General features: G+C 33.7%; 20 protein-coding genes. 19 read left to right on the forward strand and 1 reads right to left on the reverse strand.

From position 1 onward, the window contains the following. Positions 1-76: 76 nt before the first annotated feature. From BLT04_RS08830 to BLT04_RS08845, 4 genes are all read left to right on the forward strand, one after another. On the forward strand, positions 77-2,224 hold the full coding sequence (locus BLT04_RS08830) for a SurA N-terminal domain-containing protein (RefSeq protein WP_089755409.1): 2,148 nt from the start codon (positions 77-79) through the stop codon (positions 2,222-2,224). A 126-nt stretch (positions 2,225-2,350) separates the two neighbouring features. Beyond that, the gene (locus tag BLT04_RS08835) at positions 2,351-3,301 is read left to right on the forward strand and encodes an MlaD family protein (RefSeq protein ID WP_089755410.1); all 951 of its coding nucleotides are present in this window, start codon (positions 2,351-2,353) and stop codon (positions 3,299-3,301) included. A 5-nt stretch (positions 3,302-3,306) separates the two neighbouring features. Further along, complete coding sequence (locus tag BLT04_RS08840) at positions 3,307-4,641, forward strand: 4Fe-4S dicluster domain-containing protein (protein ID WP_089755411.1); 1,335 nt, start codon at positions 3,307-3,309, stop codon at positions 4,639-4,641. Positions 4,642-4,720: 79 nt separating this feature from the next. Next, the gene (locus tag BLT04_RS08845) at positions 4,721-5,506 is read left to right on the forward strand and encodes a (Fe-S)-binding protein (protein ID WP_089755412.1); all 786 of its coding nucleotides are present in this window, start codon (positions 4,721-4,723) and stop codon (positions 5,504-5,506) included. A gap of 70 nt (positions 5,507-5,576) precedes the next feature. Here the strand turns inward: BLT04_RS08845 and BLT04_RS08850 are convergent, their stop codons facing one another. Continuing rightward, on the reverse strand, positions 5,577-6,308 hold the full coding sequence (locus BLT04_RS08850; protein ID WP_089755413.1) for a class I SAM-dependent methyltransferase: 732 nt from the start codon (positions 6,306-6,308) through the stop codon (positions 5,577-5,579). Between the two features lie 394 nt (positions 6,309-6,702). On the opposite strand from BLT04_RS08850, the gene BLT04_RS08855 reads away from it, so the two are divergent. From BLT04_RS08855 to BLT04_RS08930, 15 genes are all read left to right on the forward strand, one after another. After that, positions 6,703-7,503, forward strand: a complete 801-nt coding sequence (locus BLT04_RS08855; RefSeq protein ID WP_089755414.1) for a class I SAM-dependent methyltransferase — start codon at positions 6,703-6,705, stop codon at positions 7,501-7,503. Positions 7,504-7,639: 136 nt separating this feature from the next. Next, positions 7,640-8,758 carry a hypothetical protein gene (locus BLT04_RS08860; RefSeq protein WP_170828452.1) on the forward strand — a complete coding sequence of 373 codons (1,119 nt, stop codon included), beginning with the start codon at positions 7,640-7,642 and terminating at the stop codon, positions 8,756-8,758. Between the two features lie 63 nt (positions 8,759-8,821). Then, positions 8,822-9,289 carry a T9SS type A sorting domain-containing protein gene (locus tag BLT04_RS08865; protein WP_089755567.1) on the forward strand — a complete coding sequence of 156 codons (468 nt, stop codon included), beginning with the start codon at positions 8,822-8,824 and terminating at the stop codon, positions 9,287-9,289. Positions 9,290-9,338: 49 nt separating this feature from the next. Continuing rightward, the gene (locus tag BLT04_RS08875) at positions 9,339-16,439 is read left to right on the forward strand and encodes a SpvB/TcaC N-terminal domain-containing protein (protein ID WP_228421923.1); all 7,101 of its coding nucleotides are present in this window, start codon (positions 9,339-9,341) and stop codon (positions 16,437-16,439) included. Between the two features lie 5 nt (positions 16,440-16,444). Then, entirely contained in the window at positions 16,445-17,056 is a 612-nt protein-coding gene (locus BLT04_RS08880) for a hypothetical protein (RefSeq protein ID WP_089755416.1), read from the forward strand. Between the two features lie 51 nt (positions 17,057-17,107). Beyond that, the gene (locus BLT04_RS08885) at positions 17,108-17,437 is read left to right on the forward strand and encodes a hypothetical protein (RefSeq protein WP_089755417.1); all 330 of its coding nucleotides are present in this window, start codon (positions 17,108-17,110) and stop codon (positions 17,435-17,437) included. Next, positions 17,391-17,879 carry a hypothetical protein gene (locus BLT04_RS08890; protein WP_170828453.1) on the forward strand — a complete coding sequence of 163 codons (489 nt, stop codon included), beginning with the start codon at positions 17,391-17,393 and terminating at the stop codon, positions 17,877-17,879. Before BLT04_RS08885 ends, BLT04_RS08890 begins: the two co-directional genes overlap by 47 nt. 4 nt (positions 17,880-17,883) lie before the next feature. After that, a complete protein-coding gene (locus BLT04_RS08895; RefSeq protein ID WP_089755419.1) occupies positions 17,884-18,648 on the forward strand; it encodes a hypothetical protein in 765 nt (254 codons plus the stop codon). Between the two features lie 449 nt (positions 18,649-19,097). After that, on the forward strand, positions 19,098-19,502 hold the full coding sequence (locus BLT04_RS08900; protein WP_089755420.1) for a hypothetical protein: 405 nt from the start codon (positions 19,098-19,100) through the stop codon (positions 19,500-19,502). Between the two features lie 238 nt (positions 19,503-19,740). Then, the gene (locus tag BLT04_RS08905) at positions 19,741-20,523 is read left to right on the forward strand and encodes a hypothetical protein (protein WP_089755421.1); all 783 of its coding nucleotides are present in this window, start codon (positions 19,741-19,743) and stop codon (positions 20,521-20,523) included. Between the two features lie 98 nt (positions 20,524-20,621). Beyond that, positions 20,622-21,440: an FkbM family methyltransferase gene (locus tag BLT04_RS08910; protein ID WP_089755422.1), complete on the forward strand. Its 819-nt coding sequence runs from the start codon at positions 20,622-20,624 to the stop codon at positions 21,438-21,440. 78 nt (positions 21,441-21,518) lie between these two features. Further along, positions 21,519-22,007 carry a hypothetical protein gene (locus BLT04_RS08915; protein ID WP_089755423.1) on the forward strand — a complete coding sequence of 163 codons (489 nt, stop codon included), beginning with the start codon at positions 21,519-21,521 and terminating at the stop codon, positions 22,005-22,007. A gap of 6 nt (positions 22,008-22,013) precedes the next feature. Further along, positions 22,014-23,138, forward strand: a complete 1,125-nt coding sequence (locus tag BLT04_RS08920) for a glycosyltransferase (RefSeq protein ID WP_089755424.1) — start codon at positions 22,014-22,016, stop codon at positions 23,136-23,138. Continuing rightward, positions 23,135-24,784 (forward strand): asparagine synthase-related protein, encoded by a 1,650-nt coding sequence (locus BLT04_RS08925; RefSeq protein ID WP_089755425.1) that lies wholly within the window; start codon positions 23,135-23,137, stop codon positions 24,782-24,784. Before BLT04_RS08920 ends, BLT04_RS08925 begins: the two co-directional genes overlap by 4 nt. 3 nt (positions 24,785-24,787) lie before the next feature. Beyond that, on the forward strand, positions 24,788-26,035 hold the full coding sequence (locus tag BLT04_RS08930) for an oligosaccharide flippase family protein (protein WP_089755426.1): 1,248 nt from the start codon (positions 24,788-24,790) through the stop codon (positions 26,033-26,035). Positions 26,036-26,046 lie beyond the last annotated feature (11 nt).

Here is a 26,046-nt window from a genome sequence, read left to right on the forward strand (position 1 = left end):
AATAAAGGTCTTATATTTCTGTAATTTCTTAAAAATGTGTATTTTCGCAAACTGATAAAAAACTATAATTTATATAATGGCAATTTTAGGACAAATTAGGAGTAAGCCTTGGCTTTTGATGGGAGTGATTGCATTGGCGCTTTTGGCGTTCCTTGTAAACCCCGATAGTATCGATAAGGTTTTCGGTAAGAATCCTGATGTTTTAGGAAAAGTGAACGGTGAAAAAATTACCCGTGAAGAGTTTAACGATCAACTTTTCGTGCTACAACAACAGGCTGAGCAACAAGGTCAACCAAAGAACGGCCTTGAAGAACAAGCTTGGCAACTGCTTGTACAATCGAAACTGATCAAACAGCAATTCGAAAAAATGGGCTTTGAAATGACGGAAGATTATTTCTGGAGTCAGATCCAGTATGATCAGATGTTTGCTCAGCAAAAGCAATTTTTCGACGAAAAAGGTAATTTTAAGACGCAGGAGCTTAAAAAACAAGTTGAAGATTTAAAAGCACAACAGCCTGAAGGCTACAACCAATGGTTAAAGTCAAGAAAGTCTATTGAGTATAGAATTATGGCTAGACAGGTGTTTGCAAATATTTCTACAGGAGTTACAACAGGTAAAAAAGAAGCGGAAGAATTAATGAGAGAAAGAGATCAGTTAGCTGATATCGATTTTGTAAAAGTTGATTACTCTTCATACCTTCAGAAAAATAATATCAAAGTTACGACTGAGGATTTAGCTAATTATATCAATCAGCATCCTGTAATGTTCAAAACTGAGGCAAGCAGAAACTTAGGTATTGCTTATTTTCCATCTAAACCGAGTGCGGCTGATGATGCAGCAGCTCAGAAAGAGATCACAAAATTGTTCTCTGCAGGATCTGATGCAAGCGGCGGTACGGAAAATTTTCAGAATACCAAGAACGACTCTATGTTTGTAACGGCAAATTCTGATATGCCTTTCAACCCTCAGTATTTGAAGCCGACTCAGTTGCCACAAACAATCCAAGGTCAGATTGCAACTGCTACAGTTGGACAGACTTTCGGGCCATATAAAGAGCAAAACTTCTATGTAGTTTCTAAATTGGTTGATAAAAAGACTTCGGATTCTACATTGTCAAGACATATTTTGATCGCATTTAAAGGAAGTCCTGCGGGAGAAGGCGTTTCAAGATCTAAAGAACAGGCTAAGAAATTAGCAGATTCTATCGGAGCTATCGTAAAAGCTAATCCGGCGAAATTCACGGAATTTCTTAAACTTTCAAACGATCCAAATTCTGCCGCTCAAGGGGGTAGCTTAGGGTGGACAACCCCTGAAACTCCTTTCGTTCCTGAATTCTTAACATATTTAGCGAACAATCCTAAAGGTGCTACAGGTGTTGTAGAAACTCAATTCGGATATCATATCATTAATATTGAAGATAAAAAAGCCGGAGCAATGGGCTATAAAGTAGCTAATTTAGTGAAAGCGATTAAGCCTTCTGACGCTACGGAAGCTGAAAACGATAAGAAAGCAAGAAGATTCATCCAGCAAGTTCAAGGTAAATCTTTCAACGATTTTGTCAATATTGCTAAAAAAGGAAACTATCAGTTCTCTAATCCTAAACAGGCTAAAAGATTTGACGGACAGCTTCAGGGCTTAGGAACAGATAAAGACGGAGAAATTCTTGCCTGGGCTTTTGATAAGAAAAGAGAAAAAGGTGATACAGAATTCTTTACTGTTGACGGAACCGGCGATAAAATCGTAGTTTATTTAAACGGAAAACAGGAAAAAGGAACTGCTGATCCTGAATCTGTAAGAGATCAGATTGAGGTGGTTGTTAAAAATAAATTAGCGGCAAAACAAATCTCTGAGAAGATTGGTAAAGCAGGTAATTTAGATCAGATTGCAAAACAATTTGCTACTACAAAACAATCTGCACAGGTTAATTTATTAAATCCATCAGTTGCAGGCGCAATGGAGCCTAAGGTTGCAGGAGCTGCATTCGGAGTTAAGAAAGGACAGCTTTCTAAGCCGGTAGAGGGTGGAACAGGAGTTTATGTTTTGATCAAAAAGAACGAAACAATCAACAAGCAGCCTGGTGATCTTAAGCAATTCACGGAGTCTGTAACTCAGAGAAATCAGGGTATGTTTGGGCAGGCTTGGTTAAAGAGCTTACAAGACAACGCCAAAATTGATGACTATAGAATTGAGATCTGGGGTAAGCTTGGAAATCAGCAACAATAAGAAATTAAATTTCAATGATATTAAAAGTGGCAAAATTTTTGCCACTTTTTTTGTATTTAACGCAGAGCAATAAACAAAAACATTAATTTAAATGTAGTATATTTGCTCATAGAAAAAATTTAGCAAGTGAAGTTCAGTAAAGAATTAAAAGCTGGTATTATAGCGCTTTTAGCCATTGTAGGCTTTGTGCTGTTGTTTCAATTCATGAAAGGCAGAAGCCTTTTTACAACCGATAATATATTTTACGCGAGATATGATAATGTAGAGGGACTGGCACAATCTTCACCAGTTTCCATCAATGGATTAAAGGTGGGGCAGGTTGATAAAATCATTCCTCAGACAACAAAAGACGGAAAAATCCATTTTGTTGTAAAAGTTACTGTTGATAATAATTTTGAATTTTCAAAAAATTCAACACTTGAAATTTTTGAGCCGGGATTAATGTCCGGTAAAGAAATGAGAGTAAATCTTTCATACGGCGGTGTTACTGCAAAAGATGGCGATACTTTACAGGGTGCTTTCAAATTGGGGACTTTGGGAAGCCTTTCTTCTCAGGTTGGCCCTGTTAAAGATCAGTTACAAACTGTTTTGTACAGAGTTGATTCTTTAATGTCGAGTGCTAACCAGGTTGTCAACGCACAAAACAGAGAAGAAATCAGGTTATTGCTTACCAATCTTAATAAAACTGTAGGTGCACTACAAACCACTGCAGGAAGTGTCAACAGTTTGGTCGGTCATAATGACCCTAAACTTCAAAAAGTACTGGATGATGCAAGCCTTACCATGCAAAGTGGTAAAGTGACTTTAGATAAATACGGAAACCTTGCCGAAAGCATTGATACCAAAAGATTAAATGCAACAATTGCTAATCTGGATGCTACCGTTGGTAAGCTTAATGATGTTGTTGCCGGAATTAATAACGGGCAGGGAAGCTTAGGAAAACTGATGAAGGACGAGCAGCTGTATAACAACTTAAATTCTGCGTCTACCAACCTGAATTCATTAATTGAAGACATGAAAGCCAATCCGAAAAGATATATTAATTTCTCGGTTTTTGGTAAGAACAATAAAAACTAAATACCATGCAATATATCGATAATATTATTTTTCTGATTTTATTGGTTGCTGGTTTTGGACTGTTTGGGAAAAGTCTGCAGAAGATTTACAGAAACATCAGATTAGGACGAGAGATCAACCGGAACGACAGAAAAGCAGAGCGCTGGGAAACCATGGCACGGGTTGCAATGGGACAGAGCAAAATGGTAAAAAGACCGGTAGCAGGTATTTTACACCTTTTCGTATATGTAGGTTTTGTCATTATTAATATAGAACTTCTTGAAATCATTGTTGACGGAATCTTTGGAACACACAGATTTTTGGCAACGGTTTTAGGACATGGCTTTTACAATTTCTTTACGGCAACTTTAGAGGTTTTAGCTCTTTTAGTTGTAATTGGAGTAGTTATATTTTTCATTCGAAGAAATTTTTACGGGGTGAAAAGATTAACGATGAAAGAACTTTTCGGATGGCCAAAACAAGATGCCAACTGGATTTTGATCATTGAATTTGCCTTGATGATCGCTTTCTTTACAATGAATTCTTCAGACTTAATTCTGCAGCATAGAGGTGTTTTTCCTGAACATGGAAGTTTTCCGATCAGTGGAATGACATTCGTTCCGTTTTTAGAAATTTTCAGTTTTGATAACGGATTTTTGTTCTTTGTAGAAAGAGGAGCTTGGTGGTTTCACTTTGTGGGGATTCTGTTTTTCATGAATTATCTTTATTATTCTAAACATTTACATATAATTTTGGCTTTTCCAAGTACGTGGTACGCCAATTTGGAGAAAAAAGGGAAATTCAACAACTTAGACTCTGTGACCAAAGAGATCAAATTAATGATGGATCCAAACGCAGATCCTTACGCTGCTCCGGCAGAAGGTACGGAAGCTGATGTTCCTTCAAAATTTGGCGCGGAAGATGTTTTTGATTTAAACCAGGTTCAGCTATTAAATGCCTATTCCTGCACGGAATGCGGAAGATGTACTTCCGTTTGTCCAGCCAATATTACAGGTAAAAAGCTGTCTCCAAGATTGATTTTAATGAAAACAAGAGATCGTCTGGAAGAAGTGGGAAGAAATATCGATAAAAACGGAAAATTTGAAGACGACGGTAAAAAGTTGTTGAATGATTATATCACAAAAGAAGAACTTTGGGCGTGTACAACGTGTAATGCCTGTACGGAAGCCTGTCCGGTTTTATTAGATCCGCTTTCTATCATTTTTGAAATGAGAAGATTCCTGGTCATGGAACAGTCTGCTGCGCCACAGGAGTTGAATCTGATGATGACCAATGTAGAAAACAATGCCGCACCTTGGCAGTACAATCAAGCAGATCGTCTGAATTGGGCGAATGACTAAATAAGTTTACCAGTATATCAATGTATCAGTTTACCGATTATTACATTGCTAAATTGCTATATTGTTAAATTAAAATATAATGGATTTCAATATAAAAACAATGGCAGAATATGCTGCCGAAGGAAAATCACCTGAAGTTTTATTTTGGGTGGGTTGTGCCGGAAGTTTCGATGACCGTGCCAAGAAAATTACGAAAGCATTTTGCAAGATATTAAATAAAATAGGTGTTGAATTTGCGGTTCTTGGGCAGGAAGAAAGCTGTACCGGAGATCCTGCAAAACGTGCTGGAAATGAATTTATTTTCCAGATGATGGCTTTAACCAATATTGAAATTCTGAATGCTTACGAGGTTAAAAAAATCGTAACGGCTTGTCCGCACTGCTTCAATACATTGAAGAATGAATATCCGAGCTTGGGAGGAAATTATGAGGTGGTTCACCATACTCAATTCCTGAAAAGCTTAATGGAAGATGGAAGATTAAAAATTGAAGGGGGTGCTTTTAAAGGTAAAAAAATCACTTTCCACGATCCTTGTTATCTTGGAAGAGCGAATAATGAATATGAAGCTCCGAGAATGCTGCTTGAAAAGCTTGATGCAGAACTTGTTGAAATGAAACGTTGCAAAACCAACGGACTTTGCTGTGGAGCAGGCGGCGCACAGATGTTCAAAGAACCGGAAAAAGGAAATAAGGACATCAATATCGAAAGAACGGAAGAAGCGCTGTCTTTTGAGCCTAAAGTGATCGCAACAGGTTGCCCGTTCTGTAATACAATGATGACCGATGGGGTGAAACATTTTAATAAAAATGAAGAAGTAGCCGTAAAAGACATCGTAGAGCTGCTTGCAGAAGCGGAAGATTTATAATGAAATAATTAAAAATATAGTATAAACTCAGGAGCGATCTTGAGTTTTTTATTTATAAATGATAATGAAATTATTTTTTGCAAATGATGATTTTTTCGTCCTTTTTTAAACCAAAATAAATGTCTGCTTCAAATGTTTTAATCTCAGTCTGAAAAGCTGCTTCTTTTAACCTTTTTTCCAATTCCGAAGCAGAATAGATCCTCACATGATCTTCCTGTCCGAAATGTTTTAATCTTTCCTCAGGCGAAATGATTGTGTAGTCTTCATAAGCTTCACCTTCTTTAAAAGGAGTTTGAATAAGCAGTGTTCCGCCTTTTTTCAGGACTCTGTAGAGCTCTTTCATTGCCTGTTTATCTTCTACAATATGCTCCAGTATATGATAGCAGATGATAAGGTCAAATTTATTGTCTTCCGTATCAATATTTGTAATGTCGTAATGATAATCTGATAAAAAAGCATCTTCAAAATCAGTAGGAAAGTAAAGAAAATCTTTTCTTTTTTTCAGTTTTCTGTACAAAATTCGGGATGGGGAAAAATCCAGAACAAGAAAACCTAGTTTTAAAAATTCTTTCTCCAACAGCATATAAAGTCTTCTGGTTCTTGAAAGGCTGCCACATATGGGACAAATAGTGTCTTGATTATTGAGTTTGGCGAAATGCTTTAATTTTGTCTTACAAATATTGCATTCGTGATTTTTTCCCTTATAAAGCGGAATTAAAAGTCTTCTAAATCTTTCTTCATTTTCAACAAGAATTGTATTCGGAACAATATTTTTGACGATGGATTTTAATAAGTTATACATACTTTAATTTTAATTCTTGTCTTAAGATTAGAATGACCAAAAATATTATATTTTTCTAAAAATTCTATTGAATTATTTATTTTATTTCAAAATAAGTAAATAAGAATCTTTTAAAGAAGTTTATCATTAAATTTTTAACAGAAACAATTTATTTTGATGTAAAATTTATTTCTGTATTGCATAGCATTGGATTTGTATTTATCTATAAATCAATAAATTATAAGTGATTATTTTTTAAAAATTGATTATTTTTTTTAAATTTGTGAAATTAAAAAACACAGATGAATAAAATCGATTCATATGGAACATTTTCTATATGTTCTATAATTACAAACGTTGCACTAAATGTTCATTCTTTTTGTTCTCATAATAACTATGAAATAATTTTAATTGTATGCTGAAAAATTATATATCCAATTTGCTAAGAAAGCTTGGAGTAATACACTTTATAGATGATTTAAGGTTTTATAAACAAAAAATTCAAAACAAGAAACAAAACGATCTTTTTAAGCAAAAACATACAACGGTAAAGCTACCACCTGACTATTTGATATATGAAGCTTTTCAGTTACGCTATGACAGCTATTATTACGGAGGGAAGCTTACCGCTGAGTGGATATTAGATTATTGCAGCAAATATAAGACACTGGAGAATTTGAAAATCTTAGACTGGGGTTGTGGTCCTGCTAGAGTTATAAGACATATTCCTGATCTGATTGATCTATCAAATGAAGTGTACGGAACTGATTATAATGCTCTTAGTATTGAATGGTGCCAAAAAAACTTAGCAAATATAGAATTTTCTGTTAATGATATTAATCCTCCTTTGCAATATAAGAATGAGCAATTTGATATTATTTACGGAATTTCAATATTTACTCATTTATCAGAAGAATTACACTATCAATGGATAGATGAGCTGTATAGAGTTCTTAATATCGGAGGTATTTTATTATTATCCATGCAAGGAGATAATTTTAGAGTAAAATTGACTGATCATGAAAGAGAGAGTTTCGATAATGGATCTTTAGTGGTAAGAGGAAATGTAAAAGATGGGCATAGGGTTTTCTCAGCATTTCATCCAACAGCATTTATGAAAAAAATATTTAAAAATTTTACCATACTTGAGCATGTTGTTAGAAAACCGGAAGGGATGTCAACAATACCTCAGGATTTATGGATTATTCAAAAATAACAAGATATAATATAAAGTATAAAAACATAAAATGAAAAAAAAATTTTTACTCTTAGCTATTTTAAGCAGCATTTCTATCTGTGCACAAACTTGGAACTTAAGTGGAAATTCCGGAACAAATCCTTCCACAAACTTTTTGGGAACAACTGATAACCAACCTCTAGTTTTTAAAATTAATAATATAGAGAAACTCAGAATTACTGAAGGAAATAGATTCATACCTCAAGGGATAACGGGAACAGGTAATATTTGGGATAAAAACCTTTTTTTTGGAGGTGGTGTTGAAGGTACTACTACTGGTAATACAGTTTTTGGATTAGGATCATTGACATTAAACACGACAGGAAATGGCAATACAGCATTTGGTAATAATGTTTTGAGTGCAAACACTACGGGTACTAGTAACACGGGTGTTGGGCTTAATGCTTTGATTAGCAATACATCAGGTATTCAAAATGTTGCTATAGGACAAAGCGGTTTGAATAGACTGACTACTGGAAATCTTAATACTGCTTTAGGATTTAATACTTTATATGGAGGAGGAGCATCAACAATTACAGGGGATAATAATACAGGGATCGGAGGACAGGCTTTACAGGGATTATGGGTGGGTGCGTCTAATAATACTGTTCTTGGAGCAAAATCATTTCTAATGCTGAGAACTGGAAATAATAATATTGCAATTGGATATAATAATGCTGCATCTTCAGAAATAGCCAACGCTAATAATAATATTTATATCGGAAATAATATACAGCCCGTAAGTGCGACTCCAAATAATGAGCTTAATATTGGCAACTGGATTGTTGGCAATAATGGAACGATAGGGATTGGTTCGTTCTCTACTGTGCTTCCTGCAAACGGAATTGGGCAAGACGGTGAAAAATATAAGCTATTTGTAAAAGACGGGATTAAAACAGAGAGAGTAAAAGTTGATGTTCCTTCTACTAATGGATGGGCCGACTATGTTTTCGTGAAAGGTTACAAACTTAATTCCCTGGAAGAAATAGAAAAGCATATCCAAGAAAAGGGACACCTGCCTAATATTCCATCTGCTGATGAAGTTGTAAAGAATGGAATAAACCTTGGAGAAATGGATGCGAAATTACTTGAGAAAATAGAAGAGCTTACCCTTTATTCTATTGACCAAAATAAGCAAATTAAGTCTCAGGGAGAACAGCTTAAGCAACAGACAGAGGAGCTTAAGGAATTGAAAAATCAAATTCAACATCTTCTTATTTCCACAAAAAAATAAGCACAAATTAAATTGAAACCTTCAAGGTTACAGATGATCAATAAAAACAATAAAAAAGCAAAGATGAAAACAAAATTACTATCTCTCTTTTCTTTAATGATAGGATTTCTGGGGTTTTCTCAGACTGAAGTTTTTTTCAAGTATGATGAAGCCGGAAACCAAAGATACAGAGGCACCAACCCCGCGGGTAAAAATGCTGAAGAAACTCCTAAAACAGAAGTTAAAGCAGTGTCAGTAGTTCAATCTCAGCCAGCCTTTGATGAAAAAGCTTTTTGGAAAGAAATCAGATTATATCCGGTTCCGGTTAATGATTTTCTTACAATTGACTGGACTGAAAAAGTTGACGGTCTTATAGAATCCGTTTCTCTGTATCAGCACAGTACGGTGCACTGGAAATTCCAACAACAAAATATTCCGAGTCTTAACAGGCAGTTAAAAATTAATATGACCGGCTATGAATGGGGTGTTTATATTGTACGCTTTACTTTAAAAGACGGTAGAATTTTCAGCAAAAATATTACAAAAAGATAGTAGTTCATTTATCCAACTATCAATAATCAATCTTTATTAAAACACAAATATGAAATTTATTTCATCATTTATACTATCTGTATGCTCGGTATTGAGCTTTTCACAGACTATACTGTATCAGGCAGAAAGTGCCTCTCGTACCGTTCAGGATCCACAATCCGTAATTTTTACGACAGGATTTCAGGCTTCATCTACTGTTTCTAATCCCTTTTTGGCAAAGATCGGTCCTGCTACGGAAAACCCAGGCGGAGGTCCTTCAGATTCTCAGGCGGGAGCTAATAATCCTTCGGGAACAACGGCTCCTACAGGCCAGAGTTTCCATGATACGAAGGGAAATATTGATGTTAATGGAGCCGGACAGCTTCAGTTTACTTTACCTATTGCTTTACCGCCAGGAGTAAAAAGTGTAGCCCCTCAAATTAATCTTGTTTACACAAGTGGCACAGGAAACGGGATAGCCGGATATGGCTGGAATCTTTCGGGAATCACAGCTATTTCACGAGTTGGAAAGAATATAGAAAAAGATGGTGAGCTTAAAGGAGTTCAGCTTGATTATTCGGATTATTACAGTTTTAATGGTCAGAGACTGATATTAAAATCAGGAGAATATGGGAAAGATGGAGCTGAGTACATGACAGAAAAGTATTCTAGTGTTAAAATTAAATCTATTGGCTCAGTAACTGGACAAACGTGGCAAGGCCCTGAATACTGGGAAGTGACATTTGAAGACGGTTCTCAGGCTTGGTACGGTGCTACTACTTCTGGCAATAGTACAGCAAGAACACCCATAGAATATAATATTGTAAAGTGGAAAGATACACAGGGTAATTATATTTCGTATAATTATTCACAAGCAGCTTCTGCTAATGTTGCTGTAATTTCTTCTATAGAATGGGGAGGAAATGACGTATTAGGGAAGGGGAATTTTAATGTAATTGAGTTTACTTATTTTAATGACAGAAAATTAAATGAAAGAAACTATTTAAGAGGAATTGAATTTATTCAGAATAAATTACTTCATGAAGTTGCTGTAAAAACTAATGGGAATCAATTTAAAAGATATGCTGTAGAATATATTGATAATGGGACTAGCTATCAATTTGCCAATAAAATTACAGAATATAATGCTGCTAACGAGCCTGCCAATCCTATAATTGTAGAGTATGAGCCTGGACAAACAGGTAATGAAGAGACTACAAAAGAAAATAATATTGCAACTACCAATACAAAGAGATATGGAGATTTTGATATGGATGGCATTACCGATTATCTTGAGTATATCCCTACTCCAGGAACTTCAGGTTCTACACAAGTAGGAGTTATAAATTTTAAGAGTTCAGTCTATAAAGATGTTCCAACCATGCCATTGCAATATGAGCTTAATAGATTCACCGCAACTGAATTTGCTAAAGCTACAGCCATAACCTTTAAAAAAAAGGGTTATGTAAAAAATAAAGTAGGAATCGTTATTCCTCACAAGGTAGCTACGGCAGATCCTAAAAAGCCAAATTATGAGTTACTGGTGTATTCTGTAGATATTTCAAATTTTAAATTTAGCTTTGAATATTCAAAACTAATTCTTTATGCTACATATACCCCTGGCGGAGAATTAAGTGGCGGTACTGAATGTACAGAATTACTACCAATGAGTGTAAACTATTTGGAAAGTTATGACTACGACGGGGATGGTATTTCAGAGCTGATGATAGGTTTCAGCAAAACAAACCGCTGTACAAGTGTGCCATATTCTAATAAAATACCTCATCTTAATGATGATAAGATAGAATCTATTGACTCTCCCTTACCTCTTTTACAACCCCGAATTAACTCCGAGAATGTTGAGTATGGAGATGATATTCTTGCAAGTCTGGAATTAGAAAATTCTCAAAATAAAATATTGCCGCCTGATGGAGGAGGTGGTACAATAGATAATTTCACATATTATTCATCATTTTTGATGGGTATCGATGAAACTATAGATATTAGTAACAGTATTTATAAATACGATGAAGGACTAAATATTAATAATTCAGGAGATAATAATAAAAATAATCGCTTTGCTGATTTGAATGGAGATGGCATACAGGATATTATCAAGATAAAGCCAGACGGTACTATTGCAGATGTCTATAATTTTCGTAAACAATCTGCTGGAAATTATATAAAGACAAGTATTGGAAACTTTTCAGGACAAGTGCTCGGAGGTGTTTCTTCAGGAGCTTTATATGGAGATTTCAATGGAGACAGCAAAATGGATATTTTGGTTCCTCAAGCCAATAAATCTTATAATTGGAATTTATATACTTCAGACGGCAAAAAGCTCAATCAATCCTCCATTAATAACTTTATTTATTATAGTTCAGGATCTGAAGTATTGATGGAAAGCAGTCATAATGTCTGGGAAGCGGGTGGGGGATGTTCATATTCGGAGAGCAGGTATTTTCAATACAATGTTGCAGATATGGATGCAGATGGTAAATCAGATATTATTGTCAGCTATATTTTTATCAATAATCACGAATGGTCTGCCCATCATGATGAGGAGAAAACTGTTTTGCGGACCTTTGTTTATTCAGTTAATAAAACCACAGCAGATGCTACTGCAAATTTTGCTAAGAAATTTTTATCAAGCGGGGGAGGGGATTATAATGTTAGTTTATTGGATTCACCTATCCAGACAAACGGAAATTTAAATTTTTACAGAGTAAGAGATTGGAGAAGAGAATATGCTCAAAAAGTTATTCCTTTCGGAACTCTGAATTTAAACCGAACTAATCAACAAATTATATCTATTGGAAAACCTGATGACTGTTCGGGAGTAAATGGTTGTGCTTATAATTATGTTACCCAATATGGATATCCTTATATTCCTACTTTAGCAAGAGCTAAATTTATTAAACAAGGAGGGATTACAACAGAAGTTTCTTATCAAGAACTTAATTCTAAAACTGATACCAATTTTTATAAAGCAATTAAAAAAGAACTATATCCTTACTTTGAACTAGAACAAATTCCTCTATCAGTAGCAGTATCAAGGCTTAAGCAAAATATACCTAATGGCACATTGATTCAGGATTTCAGATACAGAGGTTTTATTAGTCATTTAACAGGGAAAGGTATGATAGGTTTTCGTCAAGCAGCCCGTTCTTCATGGTATGCTGAAGGTTTTGAAAACACTAAAATTTGGTCAGGAGCAGAGATTGATCCTCAAAATGATGCAATGCCTGTTAAAGAATGGTCCATCAGAACCAATAACGAGAATCTAATTTTCCCGGGTGATATTTCAGAGAATAATACCCAGTTATTGAGTTTTAAATCTACCAATTACCAAAAGGATAAATTATTGAACGGTCAAGTGGTCACTACTGTTGCTGATATTGATAAGCCGAAAGTTATTACAGCAATTCTTCCTAAAAGTATAAAAACCAAAGATTTTTTAACAGGTGTCTTTACAACGGGAAATATTACTTATGGAGATTATTATCTTCCAGTACAAAGTGTTTCCAATGTCAATAATGGATATGCAATAACAACATCCACCTTTGAATACATTCACAACCCATCGGGAACAGGCTCAGATTATTTTATAGGCCGTCCGAAGACCAAAACCGACGCAGTACAGGCTTATGGAGATTCCAAATCTGCAAAAGAAGAATATGCTTATGAAAATAATCTTTTAAAAACATTAAAAACCTGGAACAGAGATAATTCGGGTTATTTGCAGGAAACGTATGGCTATGACGGTTTTGGAAATGTAACCCAGAAAACGATCAGTAATAATGTAGATTCCCAAACCCAAAACACAACAGCCGAGTATGATACAAAAGGAAGATTTGTCATTAAAAAGACAGACAATTTAGGATTACAAAATAATATAACGTATAACGATTGGGGGCAAATATTAACTCAAACTGATCCCTTAGGTAACACATTAACCAATACGTATGATAATTGGGGTAAGCTCCTGAAATCTAAGACCAATTTGGAAGGAACAACTACCTATACTTATGAAAAAGACAATAACTCTAATGTCATTGTTACCCAGTATGATGCAGACGGTGATGTTTCGAGGAAATACACCAATATATTGGGTCAGGATTATAAATCTTCTACTAAGGCCTTCGGACAGGGACAATTTATATCCCAAGAAGTCCAATACGATCTACTGGGAAGAAAGCTCAAAGAATCTGAACCTTATTTTGAAGGACAAAGTGCCAGCCAATGGAATGTTATAGCCTATGATGATTCCGTATTTCCAACTAAACTAAACGCGACTTCATTTAATGGGAAACAAATGGAAACTTCTGTTTCCGGTTTAACGACTACCGTAAAAGAGCTCAATGGCTATAACCGGACCAATTCCAAAACCACCGATGTATTAGGAAATGTACTTTCTTCAAATGATAAGGGAGGAACAATTCAGTTTACCTATAATGCTGCAGGAGAGCAGATCAAAGCACAGTATGCAGAAAATATTGTCACTACAAAATATGATTCATGGGGCAGAAAATCAGAATTCAATGATCCTTCAAATGGAACATATAAATATGAATATGATGGATTCGGACAACCGAAGAAGATCATCAGCCCGAAAGGAACTAAAGAGTACATTTACAATAGTTTAGGCCAGCTCATCTCTCATACAGAACTTTCTACTACAGATGGCGGCCAGGCAACCAATAAAACGATTTCTTACTCTTACGATGATAAAGGGCGGGTAATTTCCAAATCCGGAACTTCCAAAGGGAAAGCCTATAGTTCTAGCGTGGTCTATGATCCTCAGGGACGAGTGCTATCCTCCTCAGAAAATAGCAACGGAAAATACTTTATGCAGAAAGGAATCACCTATGATGATAAAGCAAGGGTAATTTCTTACGAAAAACAATTATATTCTTCGGGAACTTTAACCAAAGTTCAGATAGAGAACGTTTATAGTGCATGGAATGGGGAATTATATCAGGTTAAGGATAAAGTAACAGGCAAGAGTCTCTGGGAACTTAAAGAGACCAATGCCAAAGGTCAGGTCTTAAAGGCTAAACTAGGAGCAGCGGAGGTAAACAACAACTACGATGCCAGTGGTTTTTTAACGAATGTCAACCATTCCTCTTCCGTAAAGCCCTCTATTCTGCAACTTTCTTATTCATTCAATGCAATTAAGAATGAATTAAATAGCCGAACAACCGGAGGTGATTTCAATATCGTAGAGTCATTTGATTATGATGATAACAACCGATTGGTGAACTGGACAAATCCTGTTACAGGTATAAAACCATCCACCAACAGAAATGTTTACGATGTTAAAGGAAGAATCATGGAGAATGATCAGGTGGGAACAATGAAGTATGAAAACTCCGCTAAGATCTACCAGCCAACAGGAATGACCCTAAATGCAGCAGGAACGCAGAATTACAACAATGATCTGATCCAGACTATTGTTTATAATGAAAACAATGATCCTGTGTTTATAGACGGAATGAAAGGTGACGTTGCTTTTCAATACGGTTTGACAAGCATGAGGCAGAGAGTGACTTACGGTGGTAATTTCAGTGTTGACGGAGATGGTAAATTCACCAAGTTCTACAGTGAAGACGGAAGTTTTGAAGTCGTAAAAGATAATGTTACAGGCAAAGAAAAACACGTCCTTTACATTGGAGGAAGTCCATATGAAAGCAATATCGTTTATCTTAAAAATTATGATGAATCTACAGGTTCTTACAAATTCCTGCATAAAGATTATATCGGAAGTATCTTAGCCATTAGTGATGAAGCCGGAAACAAACTGGAACAGAGACATTTTGACGCATGGGGTAATTTTACCCATTTGCAAATTGGAAATGGCGCCATTATTACGGATAAAAATATAATCGATACTACTTCGTTATTAGTAGAAAGAGGCTATACCAGTCATGAGCATTTTGCAGAAGTGGGCATCATCCACATGAATGGTAGATTGTATGATCCATTGCTGAGAAGATTCTTAAATGCAGATGAAAATATTCAGGATCCATACAATACCCAGAATTATAATAAGTATGGATATGTATTGAATAATCCACTGATGTCTAATGACCCTAATGGGGAGTGGCTCGTTGAATCTGCATTTTTGTCAGCTGTAATTATTGGATCTATGATAGCATCTTTTAGTTATACGATTATGACTTCAATTACTGGTCAGAATTGGGATTTGGGAGGTTTCTTTAAATCAACCTTATTTGGTGCCGCCTCTGCTGCTGTTACCTATGGCATAGGAAGTGTATTTGTCAGCTCGGCAGGTACGGCTACCCAAATTGCAACAGAACTTGGAAAATTAGGAACTATATTTGTTCAGGGAACTGCACATGCTTTGGCACAAGGTGTATTATCTTTAGTACAAGGTCAGGGCTTTGGAAGTGCTTTTGCTTCGGGATTTTTAGGAAGTATTGGAGCTTCGGCGTTTGGCGCAGTTGCGGGTAAGTTCGCAAGCAGTGCTACAGGAACAGTATTATCTGGTGCTGTTTTAGGGGGAGTAGGAGCCGAGCTTACAGGTGGAAATTTCTGGCAAGGCGCTTTAATTGGTGGAATCGTAGCTGGGTTTAATCACGTGATGCATAGAATGGATACGAGTAATAAAATAAGAAGTAGAATTAATAAATATTATAACGACAATAGTGTAGCAGATGCTCCTGTAAAAGAGGGCTTTTTAAATGACCTATCAAAAATTTTCCCAGAAATTTATGAACTTAGTGCTAAAAATTTTGCGATTGCAAATGAACAAAACTTAAGTCAATATAATGAAAGTACAGGAGCAGATTATGTACTTCAAGGTAACAAATTGCTAAGCGACGGAGGTGCTGGTGAAGCTGTAAATGGTATAACATCCATGGCAGATGGAAGAGTTTTAATTTCTCCATACAGAATGAGAACAGCATTAGGCTTTGCTGCAACTTGGTATCATGAAGGAATACATTCGCTCCATTTTGCTACAGGTATGTTTAAAGCATGGAATGCAAGATATGGGGCGGCAGAAGCTTCAAGAATTACTGAATTTTATGCCCATAGTATGACAGATGGTATGTCAGGGGTAAGCATGAAATTTTCAGCTGCATTTAGTAGCAGATATTATCCATCAATGTATATTCAATCATTATCTTCATCACTTTTAAGACCATAAATAATATGAAAAAAATAATTTTAACTGCATTGTTAATGCTTTTGGGTTTAAAATCAGATTGTTATGAGTTGCAAATAATTACTAAAAATATTGAAAATCAATATTTGAAAGTAAGTATTAAGAATAATAGCAAAAAAACATTAGCTTTTTATAATGGATTATACCAAACTGATTTTAAAATAATAGATAATGATGATGAGGAAAATGTTGGAGAAGTAACTAGTATATATTCGGGAGAAGATTATTTAGATTATCAATTCGATTATAGTAAAAGTTTAATAGATAAAATAATGAAAAAATATTCTTTATCTTTCCAAGAAGCTATATTATATTTACATTATAAAAATCAGTACGTATTAATTCCACCAAATCATACTGAATATATTGACTTACCGATTATTCATAAGAATATTACAGCAAGGTATAAGTTAGATTCTACAAAATCATATTTTTTGTCTATCTCTACTGTTTTTTCTACGGAATATATTCCTAAATATGTCAAGGATTCATTAAACTCTAAAAACATAGAAATAATAATTCCTAAGATTAATTCTGATAAAATAAATATAAATGTAAATAAGTTTTTTAGAAGACATAAGAATCTTTATATGAAATAATGTAAGGCTCCCATCGCAAAAGAACTTGGAACATTAGGAACTGTACATGCTTTGGCACAAGGTGTATTATCTTTAGTACAAGGTCAGGGCTTTGGGAGTGCTTTTGCTTCGGGATTTTTAGGAAGTATTGGAGCTTCTGCGTTTGGCGCAGTTGCGGGTAAGTTCGCAAGCAGTGCTACAGGAACAGTATTATCTGGTGCTGTTTTAGGGGGAGTTGGTTCTGAACTTACAGGAGGGAATTTCTGGCAAGGGGCACTTATTGGTGGTATCGTCGCCGGGTTTAACCACGCAATGCATAGAATAGACGGTGATCCTCTAAGAAAACAATTAAGAGATGAATTTGAAGACAGGAATGAAACCAGGAGACAAAGCATCATATGAAGACCATGTAAAGCTTACAGAAAAATTACCAACCCTTAAAAATTTACTTTCAAAAACTAAGTCTGTTTTCTATCGTAATGATAATTTAGGAAATTTAGTTGATGCCCAGCAAGTTGGCGAAAGCAATATGATTGAAGTAAATGGCACGTCTTTAGGAAGCAAATTAGATTATGCTTATACTATAGGTCATGAAATGTTACATGTTTTTGATTCTATATACAATTATCCTATAATAAAGGATATTCTAGGTAAAACAACTTTAGGCTCTCACGGATATAAGTTTTACAAAGAATACAGATCGTATATGTGGGAGCATGGTATGGGAAATGATATCAATGTTTCCCTATATTTAAAAGGATATATTACTCCGATTAATCAGGGAGGAGTAAATAAAGTTTACAATAATTTAATAAAGTTGAATAATTCTGTTATAAATCCTTAATAATATGGAAGAAATTAAAAAAAATTTACTCATCATTTTTATATTTATGTTTCATATTTTTAATTCTCAGATAAAAATAAATATAAATGTTGTTGAAAATACTCATTATGAGATAAGAAATGAAAAGAGATACAAACTATTAATAAAAATAACTAACGAGTCCACCCAAAAATACATATTGCCAATTGATATTACAGGTTTTAAAAATTATATGAGTGAGGAACCATGCTCTAATTTTAATTTAATTGATTTTTATCCTGACTTAGGTTTTTTGCCCATGTTTAAAAATGAAATAACTTATATAGAGGGGTCAGGTATTAATTATCCCCATTTAGTCAATAACAAGAGAGAGTTAAAAAAATATCAGAATAAAATTAATAGATATAAAAAAAATAAAAGTATTAAGCTTAATAAGTGGATAAAGGATAATAAACTTAATAAAGTCAGTAAAGAATGGGCAGAAATAAATCAATATTTGTTGTCAAATTTACTGACATTAAATTCTGAACAGTCTTTTTCTTTTGAAATATACTTTAATCCTTTACAATACAATTATGTTAAGCTATATGGAAGTTCCTACTCCTATCCTATTGAGAGTAATAAAACATACCAATTTTCTTTACAACTGTGCATTGAAAAAAATATATATCAGTATTTAACTGAAGATCAGAAAGATAAATTTAAGGATTATAAATTTTTTAATGGGAAAATTATGAGTAATGAGATAGACTTTAAAATGGTGCATAATTATGAGTTTATTAATAAATAGATAACAACACAGTCAATACTGCTATAGGTCAAGGCGCTGTAATTGGAGGAGTTGTCGCGGGTTTGAACCTGGAGTTGATATCTTTTTTGAGACACAAGTTTAATACTTCTCATCCTCTTCGAAATTACAAACTTCGGAGAGTTTTTAGAAACATCTTGCTGCTTCGGCAAGTATAGGAAATGAGACTTTAAGAAGTCTCGTTCACGCAGGGGTACAGGGAACACTAAGCTTCATGCAGGGAGGTAATTTCTTTACTTCGGCTGCCAGTGCATTTTTAGCAAGTGTTGTATCTTTCGGATATGAGCAAGCTGTTGAAGCTGCTGCCTAAATTGGTCCTAGAGTAGGCGCAGAAAACGGTAAATGAGATCTGCCGACATTTACAAATGGAAGAGCAAATATGAGGATTAGAATTTTAATAATAATTATAAATATTTTAAACAATACAAACAATGAAACAAATTTTTCTTTTATCCATGATGTGTTTGGCGTCATTTACTTTTGCACAAAAAAAAGAATATGATCAGAAAATTATAGGCTGTTATAAAGGTTCTGAGCAAAACCAACAAGTTGACGGAATATCAAAATATTGGGTTTCCTGTCGCCTTGACAAAGGTAAAAGTGTTCTTCTATTTGTAGCTATAGATAAGGATGGTAAAGTAACACAGGCCACTGAGAACGGAAATTGGTGGACAAATAGCGGGAAATATTATGAATTGCATAATTATGATAATGTAACGGATATTTATAATTATCAGATTCTTGAAAATGGAGACGTAGAGTTCAAGTCTATTGAGCTTATGGGAAAAGAAGACAATACGTATGAATTTACGGATTTTAAAATAGCAGAAAATTAATTCTGCTAAGTTTGTAGCATAATAAAATTAATCTCCCAAAATCCAACAGCAGTTTTTAATTTAGTATGCTCGTTAATAAATTAAAAAAATAACAAATGATTTTTCCAAAAGCAAAAAAATAGCCGAAGATCTTGGTTGGCATAAAACAAAGAACAGTGTATTTGGACTTTACAAAGGTTACTTTTTCAACGTTGCAGACGCAAGTTTATTAAGCACTCCCCAATTTAAGTTTGTAACAGTGACAACCGACAGATTAACAGAAGAACAAAAGCTACAAATCGAAACAAATCTAAATACAAATAAAAAAGATTTAAAGTTTACGAACTTTGAAATTAGGAACAATAATATTTTTTTTCAATTCACTGAAAACCTGATTTTTACTAAAATCAAAACTGTTTATTGTTTATTTGACTTTTTGGTTGATTTATTCAAAAAACTAAACATATCAGAGCAAAACAAATGTCATAACTGTGAGACAAATCAAAAAATTAACTATTACAACCTTAATGATATTGGCATAATACTTTGTAACACCTGTTTCTACCAGACAAATAATAGTTTCTACGAGATTGAAAGAGAAAGAATTGCAAAAGAAAAAAATTATTTGACAGGATTTTTAGGTTCAATTGTTTTTTCAATTCCAGGAATTATAGCTTGGAGCTTGTTTGCAGTATATTTAGAAAGGCTTGCCTCTGGAATGGTATTAATTATTACATATCTAGAACTTATAGGTTATGATTATTTCAAGGGACGACATGGAAAATTGACGAAGTATATTATTGTTCTTACAAATATTGTAAGTATAATTATTGCAAACGTTATAACCATAATTGCTTCATTGGTAAAAGAGGGTTCATCCATAAATCATGCAATCTTGGAGTTTCAGACAAGTCAAGTTGCAAAAAATGTATTTACTCAAAACATTATTATTTCTTTTATACTGGCTTTTCTGATTTGGATTTGGCTATTATTTATAAAAAAAGACAAAAAATTAATTCTAAAACCTGCAGATAAATTTTAAAAATAAAAGCGTTAGGATGACAGTTCTTCTCAACAGCAATCTTGGGGTTTAGTATTTTAATCAAAATACAGTATCTTGCAATCAATACAAAAACAGATATGAAGAGCCTGTTAGCCGCAATTTTTAGATTTATTTTAAGCTTTAATTTTTTTAAGAAAAAGTATTTTGCTTTTTATAAATATATTTTTAATCCGTATCATCTTTTCAAAAATGTCAAAAAGAATGTCGTTTATAGAGATTCTATTATGCTTAATTTAGATTTGAATGACTGGATCCAGCAGCAGATTTATTTCTTGGGAGATTACGAGAAAAATGAAATTGATTATTTATATCAAACTTTAAAAGAAGGAAGTACATTTATAGATATCGGCGGAAATATTGGCTTGTTTTCATTAAATGCATCAAAAATTATTGGCGAAAAAGGGAAAATATTTGCTTTTGAAGCTTTTAAACCCAATTATTTAAAATTTCAACAACATATTCAGATAAATAATTTTCACAATATTAAACTGGAACATTTAGCAATTTCCGACAAAAGTGGATTTATCGAAATTTTACACAACGAAAACGATAATAATGTTGGGATGGCTTCGTCATATCTTCAGGAATATACTTCCAAAGAAAAAGTTGAAGCTATAAGTTTAGATGAATATGTGAAAAAGAATAATATTTCACAAATAGATTTAATTAAAATAGACATCGAAGGCGCCGAATTTTCCGCATTAAAAGGAATGACCGAAATCCTGACTTTCCATCAACCGAAAATAGTAATAGAAATAAACAATATCGCTTTAAAAAGTTCTCATCATAGCGAAGAAGAGTTAATTTCAATTTTAACTGAAAAAGGCTACAACAGGATAAAAATATTAAGCCAAAACGAAAATTCCTATAACGCCGTTTTTGAATATTCAGCGTAATTCTTTTAAGGTTGAAGCACAGAGCAATTCTCATTTTTCAAATAAAAAACCGTAATTTTATCCTTTAAATTGATCGTAATGAAAATTGAAGAATCAAACATTGTAGAAACAAACGACTACAGAGTTATCATATATCCGGCATCAAGACCTTTAGAAACCAAAGAAGCAAAAGTAATTACGGAGAAACTATACGATTTCCTGGCGACTTGGGCCGCTCATGGGAAACCGCTTTCATCTTCGTTTAAAATTGAAAAAAATCAGTTTATCGTCATTTGTGTGGATGAAGAAAAAGAAATGGCTTCCGGATGTAGCATCGATGCTTTAGGAAAAATCATGAGGGAGATTGATGAAGAATATCAACTGGGATTATTCGACAGAATGAAAGCAAGTTACGTAGAAAACGGAGTGGTTAAAACCTTAAAATTGTTAGATTTTAAATCAAAAATAAGAAGCGGAGAATTATCAAAAGACATTCAGGTTTTTGATTTTTCTAAAAACACCTATCTTGATTTTTTAAGTCATTTTCTGTTACCTTTCGAAAAAAGCTGGGCAGCTTCTATAAAATAATTTCCCTTGAAAATACTTTTTATCTCTTCCTGGTTCCCGAACAAACTGGAACCCACAAACGGTAATTTTGTACAGCGTCACGCAGAAGCGGTGGCGTTATTGCATGAGGTCGAGATATTACATACGATCGGAGATTTTAGTCAACAGGAAGAGTTCATTTTCGATGATAAATTGATCAATGGAATAAGAACTTTGATTATTTATTATAAGAATTCCAAGAATCCGATTAAAAATTTTCTGAAAAGAATGAAAGCATACAAAATGGGATTTTCTACAATGAAAAAGCCCGATTTGGTACATGCAAACGTTCTTCACAACAATATGCTTTTTGCCGTTTATATCAAAAGAAAATTCAAAATACCTTTTGTTTTGACTGAGCATTGGACAGCTTTTCAGCAGGAAAACTTGTCTAAAACGTCCAACAACATCAAAAGAATTGCAAGGTATATCGCAAAAAATGCAGGATACATCATGCCAGTAAGCCATAATCTGAAAGAAAGCCTGCAATTAATGGGCATCAAAACTCCCATGAAAGTTATTTCAAATGTGGTTGACACAAATGTTTTTGATATTAAACCGGAAAGTGAAAATTCAGATTTAACGAAATTTTTACATGTTTCAAGCTTAATTCCGCGTAAAAAACCACATGAAATTATCAAAGCAATTCATTCTTTACATCAAAATGGTTTCAACGTAAGCCTGGAAATCGGTGGTGACGGGGAAACCGAACCTTTAATTAATTTAGTTAAACAACTGAATGCAGAAAATTATATAAAAGTCTTCGATGCCATCAGTTATCAGGAAGTTGCCGAAAAAATGCAGCATTCAGATTATTTTATTTTATTTAGTGAAAACGAAACGCAAGGTTGTGTGATTTTAGAATCTTATGCCTGCGGAAAGCCTGTTATTTCAACAAAAGTTGGCGGCGCAGCCGAATTTATCATTGACGGTTTAGGAATTGGACTTGAAAAGAATAATACAGATCAATTGTATTCAGTTTTAAAAAAAATATGCAGGAAAGAATATTCTTTTAAGGATAAAAAACAGATTCGTGAAGTTGTTTTAGAAAAATATTCAAAAGAATCTATTGCAAGACAATTCACAGAAATATATCAGCAAATTGTAAAATGAGTAAAGGTTTTTCTGCTTTTATTGGTAACCAACAAGTTCAGATTAATGCTTTTTTTGAAGGGAAAAAGTATGATTCCGTTTTTTTAGAAACTGATTCGGTTGATATTTTATTGGAAGGTATTGTTTTAAATAAAAAAGATTTAGTTCAAAAAAACTCAGCTCCGGATTTCGAAGATTTTCTTCTAAAAAGTTATGAAAAGAACAATTGGCGGGTAATTCAACAATTGGAAGGTGAATTCAGAGGTTGTATTTGGGATAAAAATGAGAATAAAATTTTGATTTTTACCAATCCTACTTCAACGCAAAGGGTTTTTTATTCTAAAATGAATGACCAGATTTTCATTGATTCAGATTTGGTAAGATTGGCAGATACGATCAAAAGTAAAGGAATTTCTATACATCCGGATATTTCCTCTTTTTATGAATTGCTTACCATCGGAAATCTGTTGGAAAATAAAACTCCGATTCAAAATATTTACAAAGTTGAAGATTCTCATTTTTTGGAAATTGATCTTAACACGCTTTTCGTTAAAGAAATAGAATATTTTAACATCTCAGAAATTCCATATTATAACAAAAGCAAAGAAAAGGCAGTTGATGATCTTCACGAAGTTTTTACTGAAGCTGTAAAAATGGAATACGAAAAAGACATCGAATTGGGAACTTCACATCTCGCTTTACTCAGCGGTGGACTGGATAGTCGTATGGCGATGTTTTATGCGATTAAAAACAATCTTAAACCTGATCTTGCTGTATGTTTTTCTCAATCAGGATATTTGGATGAAAAAATTTCCCGGAAAATCGCTTCCGACTACAATATAAATTATAAATTTATTCCTCTGGATAAAGGCAGTTTTCTGAAAAAAATTGATGAGCTTACCAGACTTTCGGAAGGCACAAGCCTTTACACTGGAGGGATTCATGTGAGTTATGCACTCGATCAATTACAATTTGACAACTTTTCAATATTTCATGGCGGACAAATTGGAGACGGGATTTTAGGCGGTTTTAATCTGGAGCCCAACAAAAAAACGCCTTCTTTGAAAAGAATTATTGTTAATGAAAATTTTCTTCCCAAAATACAATCAGAATTGGACAATGTTCTTAAAAAATACGAAAAAGAAGAAATATTTTTATTGAAAAACCTCGCGTATAACCGAACGGTACTCGGCGCCCAGGTGATGCACCAGAAAGGATATCTGATTTCACCTTTTATGACGAAAGATTTTATAAAACTGTCGATCAGCTTTCCTGAAGACTGGAAATACAAGCAAAAACTTTACCTTGAATGGCTTTCCAAACATTGTAAAGATGCAGAAAAATACATTTGGGAAAAGACATTGACCAAACCCGGTGCTCAGTGGAAAATGAGATTGGGTGAGAAATTTCTCAAAAACGGATATTTGTTTTTTTACAAGAAAATTCTAAAATCCCCGGAAAAGGCAAGCATGTATCCGTATCAGTATTATTACGATTCAAGCCCGGAAATTCAGCAATATTATCAGGAATATTTTGATGAAAATATTGATCGTCTGGAAAATTATAAAGAGCTCAGAGATGAAATGACAGAATTGTTTTCATCAAAAGTTTTTTATCACAAATCTCAGGCTATAAATATTTTATCCATTTTTAAGCTTTATTTTTGATGAATGAAAGAAGGATTGACATTTTTACGCAATTTTCTTAAAAATCAGGGCCAATATGTTCTTGTTTCTTTACTCATAGGAAAAATTTGTGCTTTTCTTTCTTCCCTTTTTATCATTAAACTTTTACCGGAGCACGATTTTGGAAAAATGAGCATTGTTGCGGCTTTGTTTGCAGCTTTTGCTTCTTGCAGCGGACTGGGAAGCCATCAGAGTTTGTTGAGATTCGGGTCTGTTACGGAAAATGAGGATCAGAGAAAGAAATTGTCGGGCTATCTTTTGAGACAGGGTTTTATGTATCAGCTTTTGCTGACCTTGGTTTTTCTTGGTTTCAGTGTTTTTTATGTCACAAAATATGAAGATATTTTCTGGATATTCGGATTTTTCTCTATTCGTTTTATTGGTTTTTATTTTTACAATTATATTCAGTCTGAGCTTAGAATTAATGATAAAAATAGACAATTTGCAAAACTTAATAATGTTGTCAATGTGTTAGGCTTGGCAATTCTTTTGATTTTAAGTTATTTCTTTCAATTAAAAGGATATTTGATTGCAATGGCTTTTACACCGTTTTTGTCTTTATTTTGGTTTAAAATGAAAGGTGTTTCGATGAAAGAATTACCGGATATCTTTAATTCTAAAGAAATTTGGCAATATGCGCTTCACACTTCCGGAACAACAATTCTTTCAGACGCTTTATTTTCTCTGGATATCCTTTTGTTGGGTTTTTTATTGAATGAAAACGCCGTTGCAAGCTACCGCGTGGTAATTCTTATTCCTTCAAATGTTACATTTTTGGCGTTGGCTTTTATGCAAAGTGATTTTCCTGTTTTAGCAAAAAACTATACGGATAAAAATTTTATAAAAAATTATATTTCAGGGTATTATAAGGTTTTTGTCCCTGTTTGTTTGGGGATATTTGTAGTTTGTGCTTTTTTTAGTAAAGATATTTTGAGATTGTTTTTTAATGAGAAGTATGCTGAAAATTATATATTGTTTATCATTTTTATGTTTACATTTTTAATGAACATTCTTTTCAGAAATTTGTATGGAAATCTGTTATCTGCTGTCGGAAAAATGTCTTTAAATACAAAAGCTTCTTTTTGTTCGTTAGTATTATTGGTTACGCTTTCTTTCATTCTCGTTCCAAGATATGAAATTCTGGGAATGACGCTAAGTGTTTCAATTACATTGATATTTTCGGGATTTTTGTTGGGTTACTTCTTTCAGAAATACCTTAAAGAATTAAAATAAGTTTTATCTTT

The organism is Chryseobacterium soldanellicola (assembly GCF_900100115.1).
GTDB classification, from domain to species: domain Bacteria; phylum Bacteroidota; class Bacteroidia; order Flavobacteriales; family Weeksellaceae; genus Chryseobacterium; species Chryseobacterium soldanellicola.

Excerpts from the sequence above, each read along its gene's own strand:
- BLT04_RS08830 (WP_089755409.1), top strand. The coding sequence starts at position 77 with ATGGCAATTTTAGGACAAATTAGGAGTAAGCCTTGGCTTTTGATGGGA.
- BLT04_RS08840 (WP_089755411.1), top strand. The coding sequence starts at position 3,307 with ATGCAATATATCGATAATATTATTTTTCTGATTTTATTGGTTGCTGGT.
- BLT04_RS08845 (WP_089755412.1), top strand. The coding sequence starts at position 4,721 with ATGGATTTCAATATAAAAACAATGGCAGAATATGCTGCCGAAGGAAAA.
- BLT04_RS08850 (WP_089755413.1), bottom strand. The coding sequence starts at position 6,308 with ATGTATAACTTATTAAAATCCATCGTCAAAAATATTGTTCCGAATACA.
- BLT04_RS08855 (WP_089755414.1), top strand. The coding sequence starts at position 6,703 with ATGCTGAAAAATTATATATCCAATTTGCTAAGAAAGCTTGGAGTAATA.
- BLT04_RS08865 (WP_089755567.1), top strand. The coding sequence starts at position 8,822 with ATGAAAACAAAATTACTATCTCTCTTTTCTTTAATGATAGGATTTCTG.
- BLT04_RS08875 (WP_228421923.1), top strand. The coding sequence starts at position 9,339 with ATGAAATTTATTTCATCATTTATACTATCTGTATGCTCGGTATTGAGC.
- BLT04_RS08880 (WP_089755416.1), top strand. The coding sequence starts at position 16,445 with ATGAAAAAAATAATTTTAACTGCATTGTTAATGCTTTTGGGTTTAAAA.
- BLT04_RS08890 (WP_170828453.1), top strand. The coding sequence starts at position 17,391 with ATGAATTTGAAGACAGGAATGAAACCAGGAGACAAAGCATCATATGAA.
- BLT04_RS08895 (WP_089755419.1), top strand. The coding sequence starts at position 17,884 with ATGGAAGAAATTAAAAAAAATTTACTCATCATTTTTATATTTATGTTT.
- BLT04_RS08900 (WP_089755420.1), top strand. The coding sequence starts at position 19,098 with ATGAAACAAATTTTTCTTTTATCCATGATGTGTTTGGCGTCATTTACT.
- BLT04_RS08910 (WP_089755422.1), top strand. The coding sequence starts at position 20,622 with ATGAAGAGCCTGTTAGCCGCAATTTTTAGATTTATTTTAAGCTTTAAT.
- BLT04_RS08915 (WP_089755423.1), top strand. The coding sequence starts at position 21,519 with ATGAAAATTGAAGAATCAAACATTGTAGAAACAAACGACTACAGAGTT.
- BLT04_RS08925 (WP_089755425.1), top strand. The coding sequence starts at position 23,135 with ATGAGTAAAGGTTTTTCTGCTTTTATTGGTAACCAACAAGTTCAGATT.
- BLT04_RS08930 (WP_089755426.1), top strand. The coding sequence starts at position 24,788 with ATGAAAGAAGGATTGACATTTTTACGCAATTTTCTTAAAAATCAGGGC.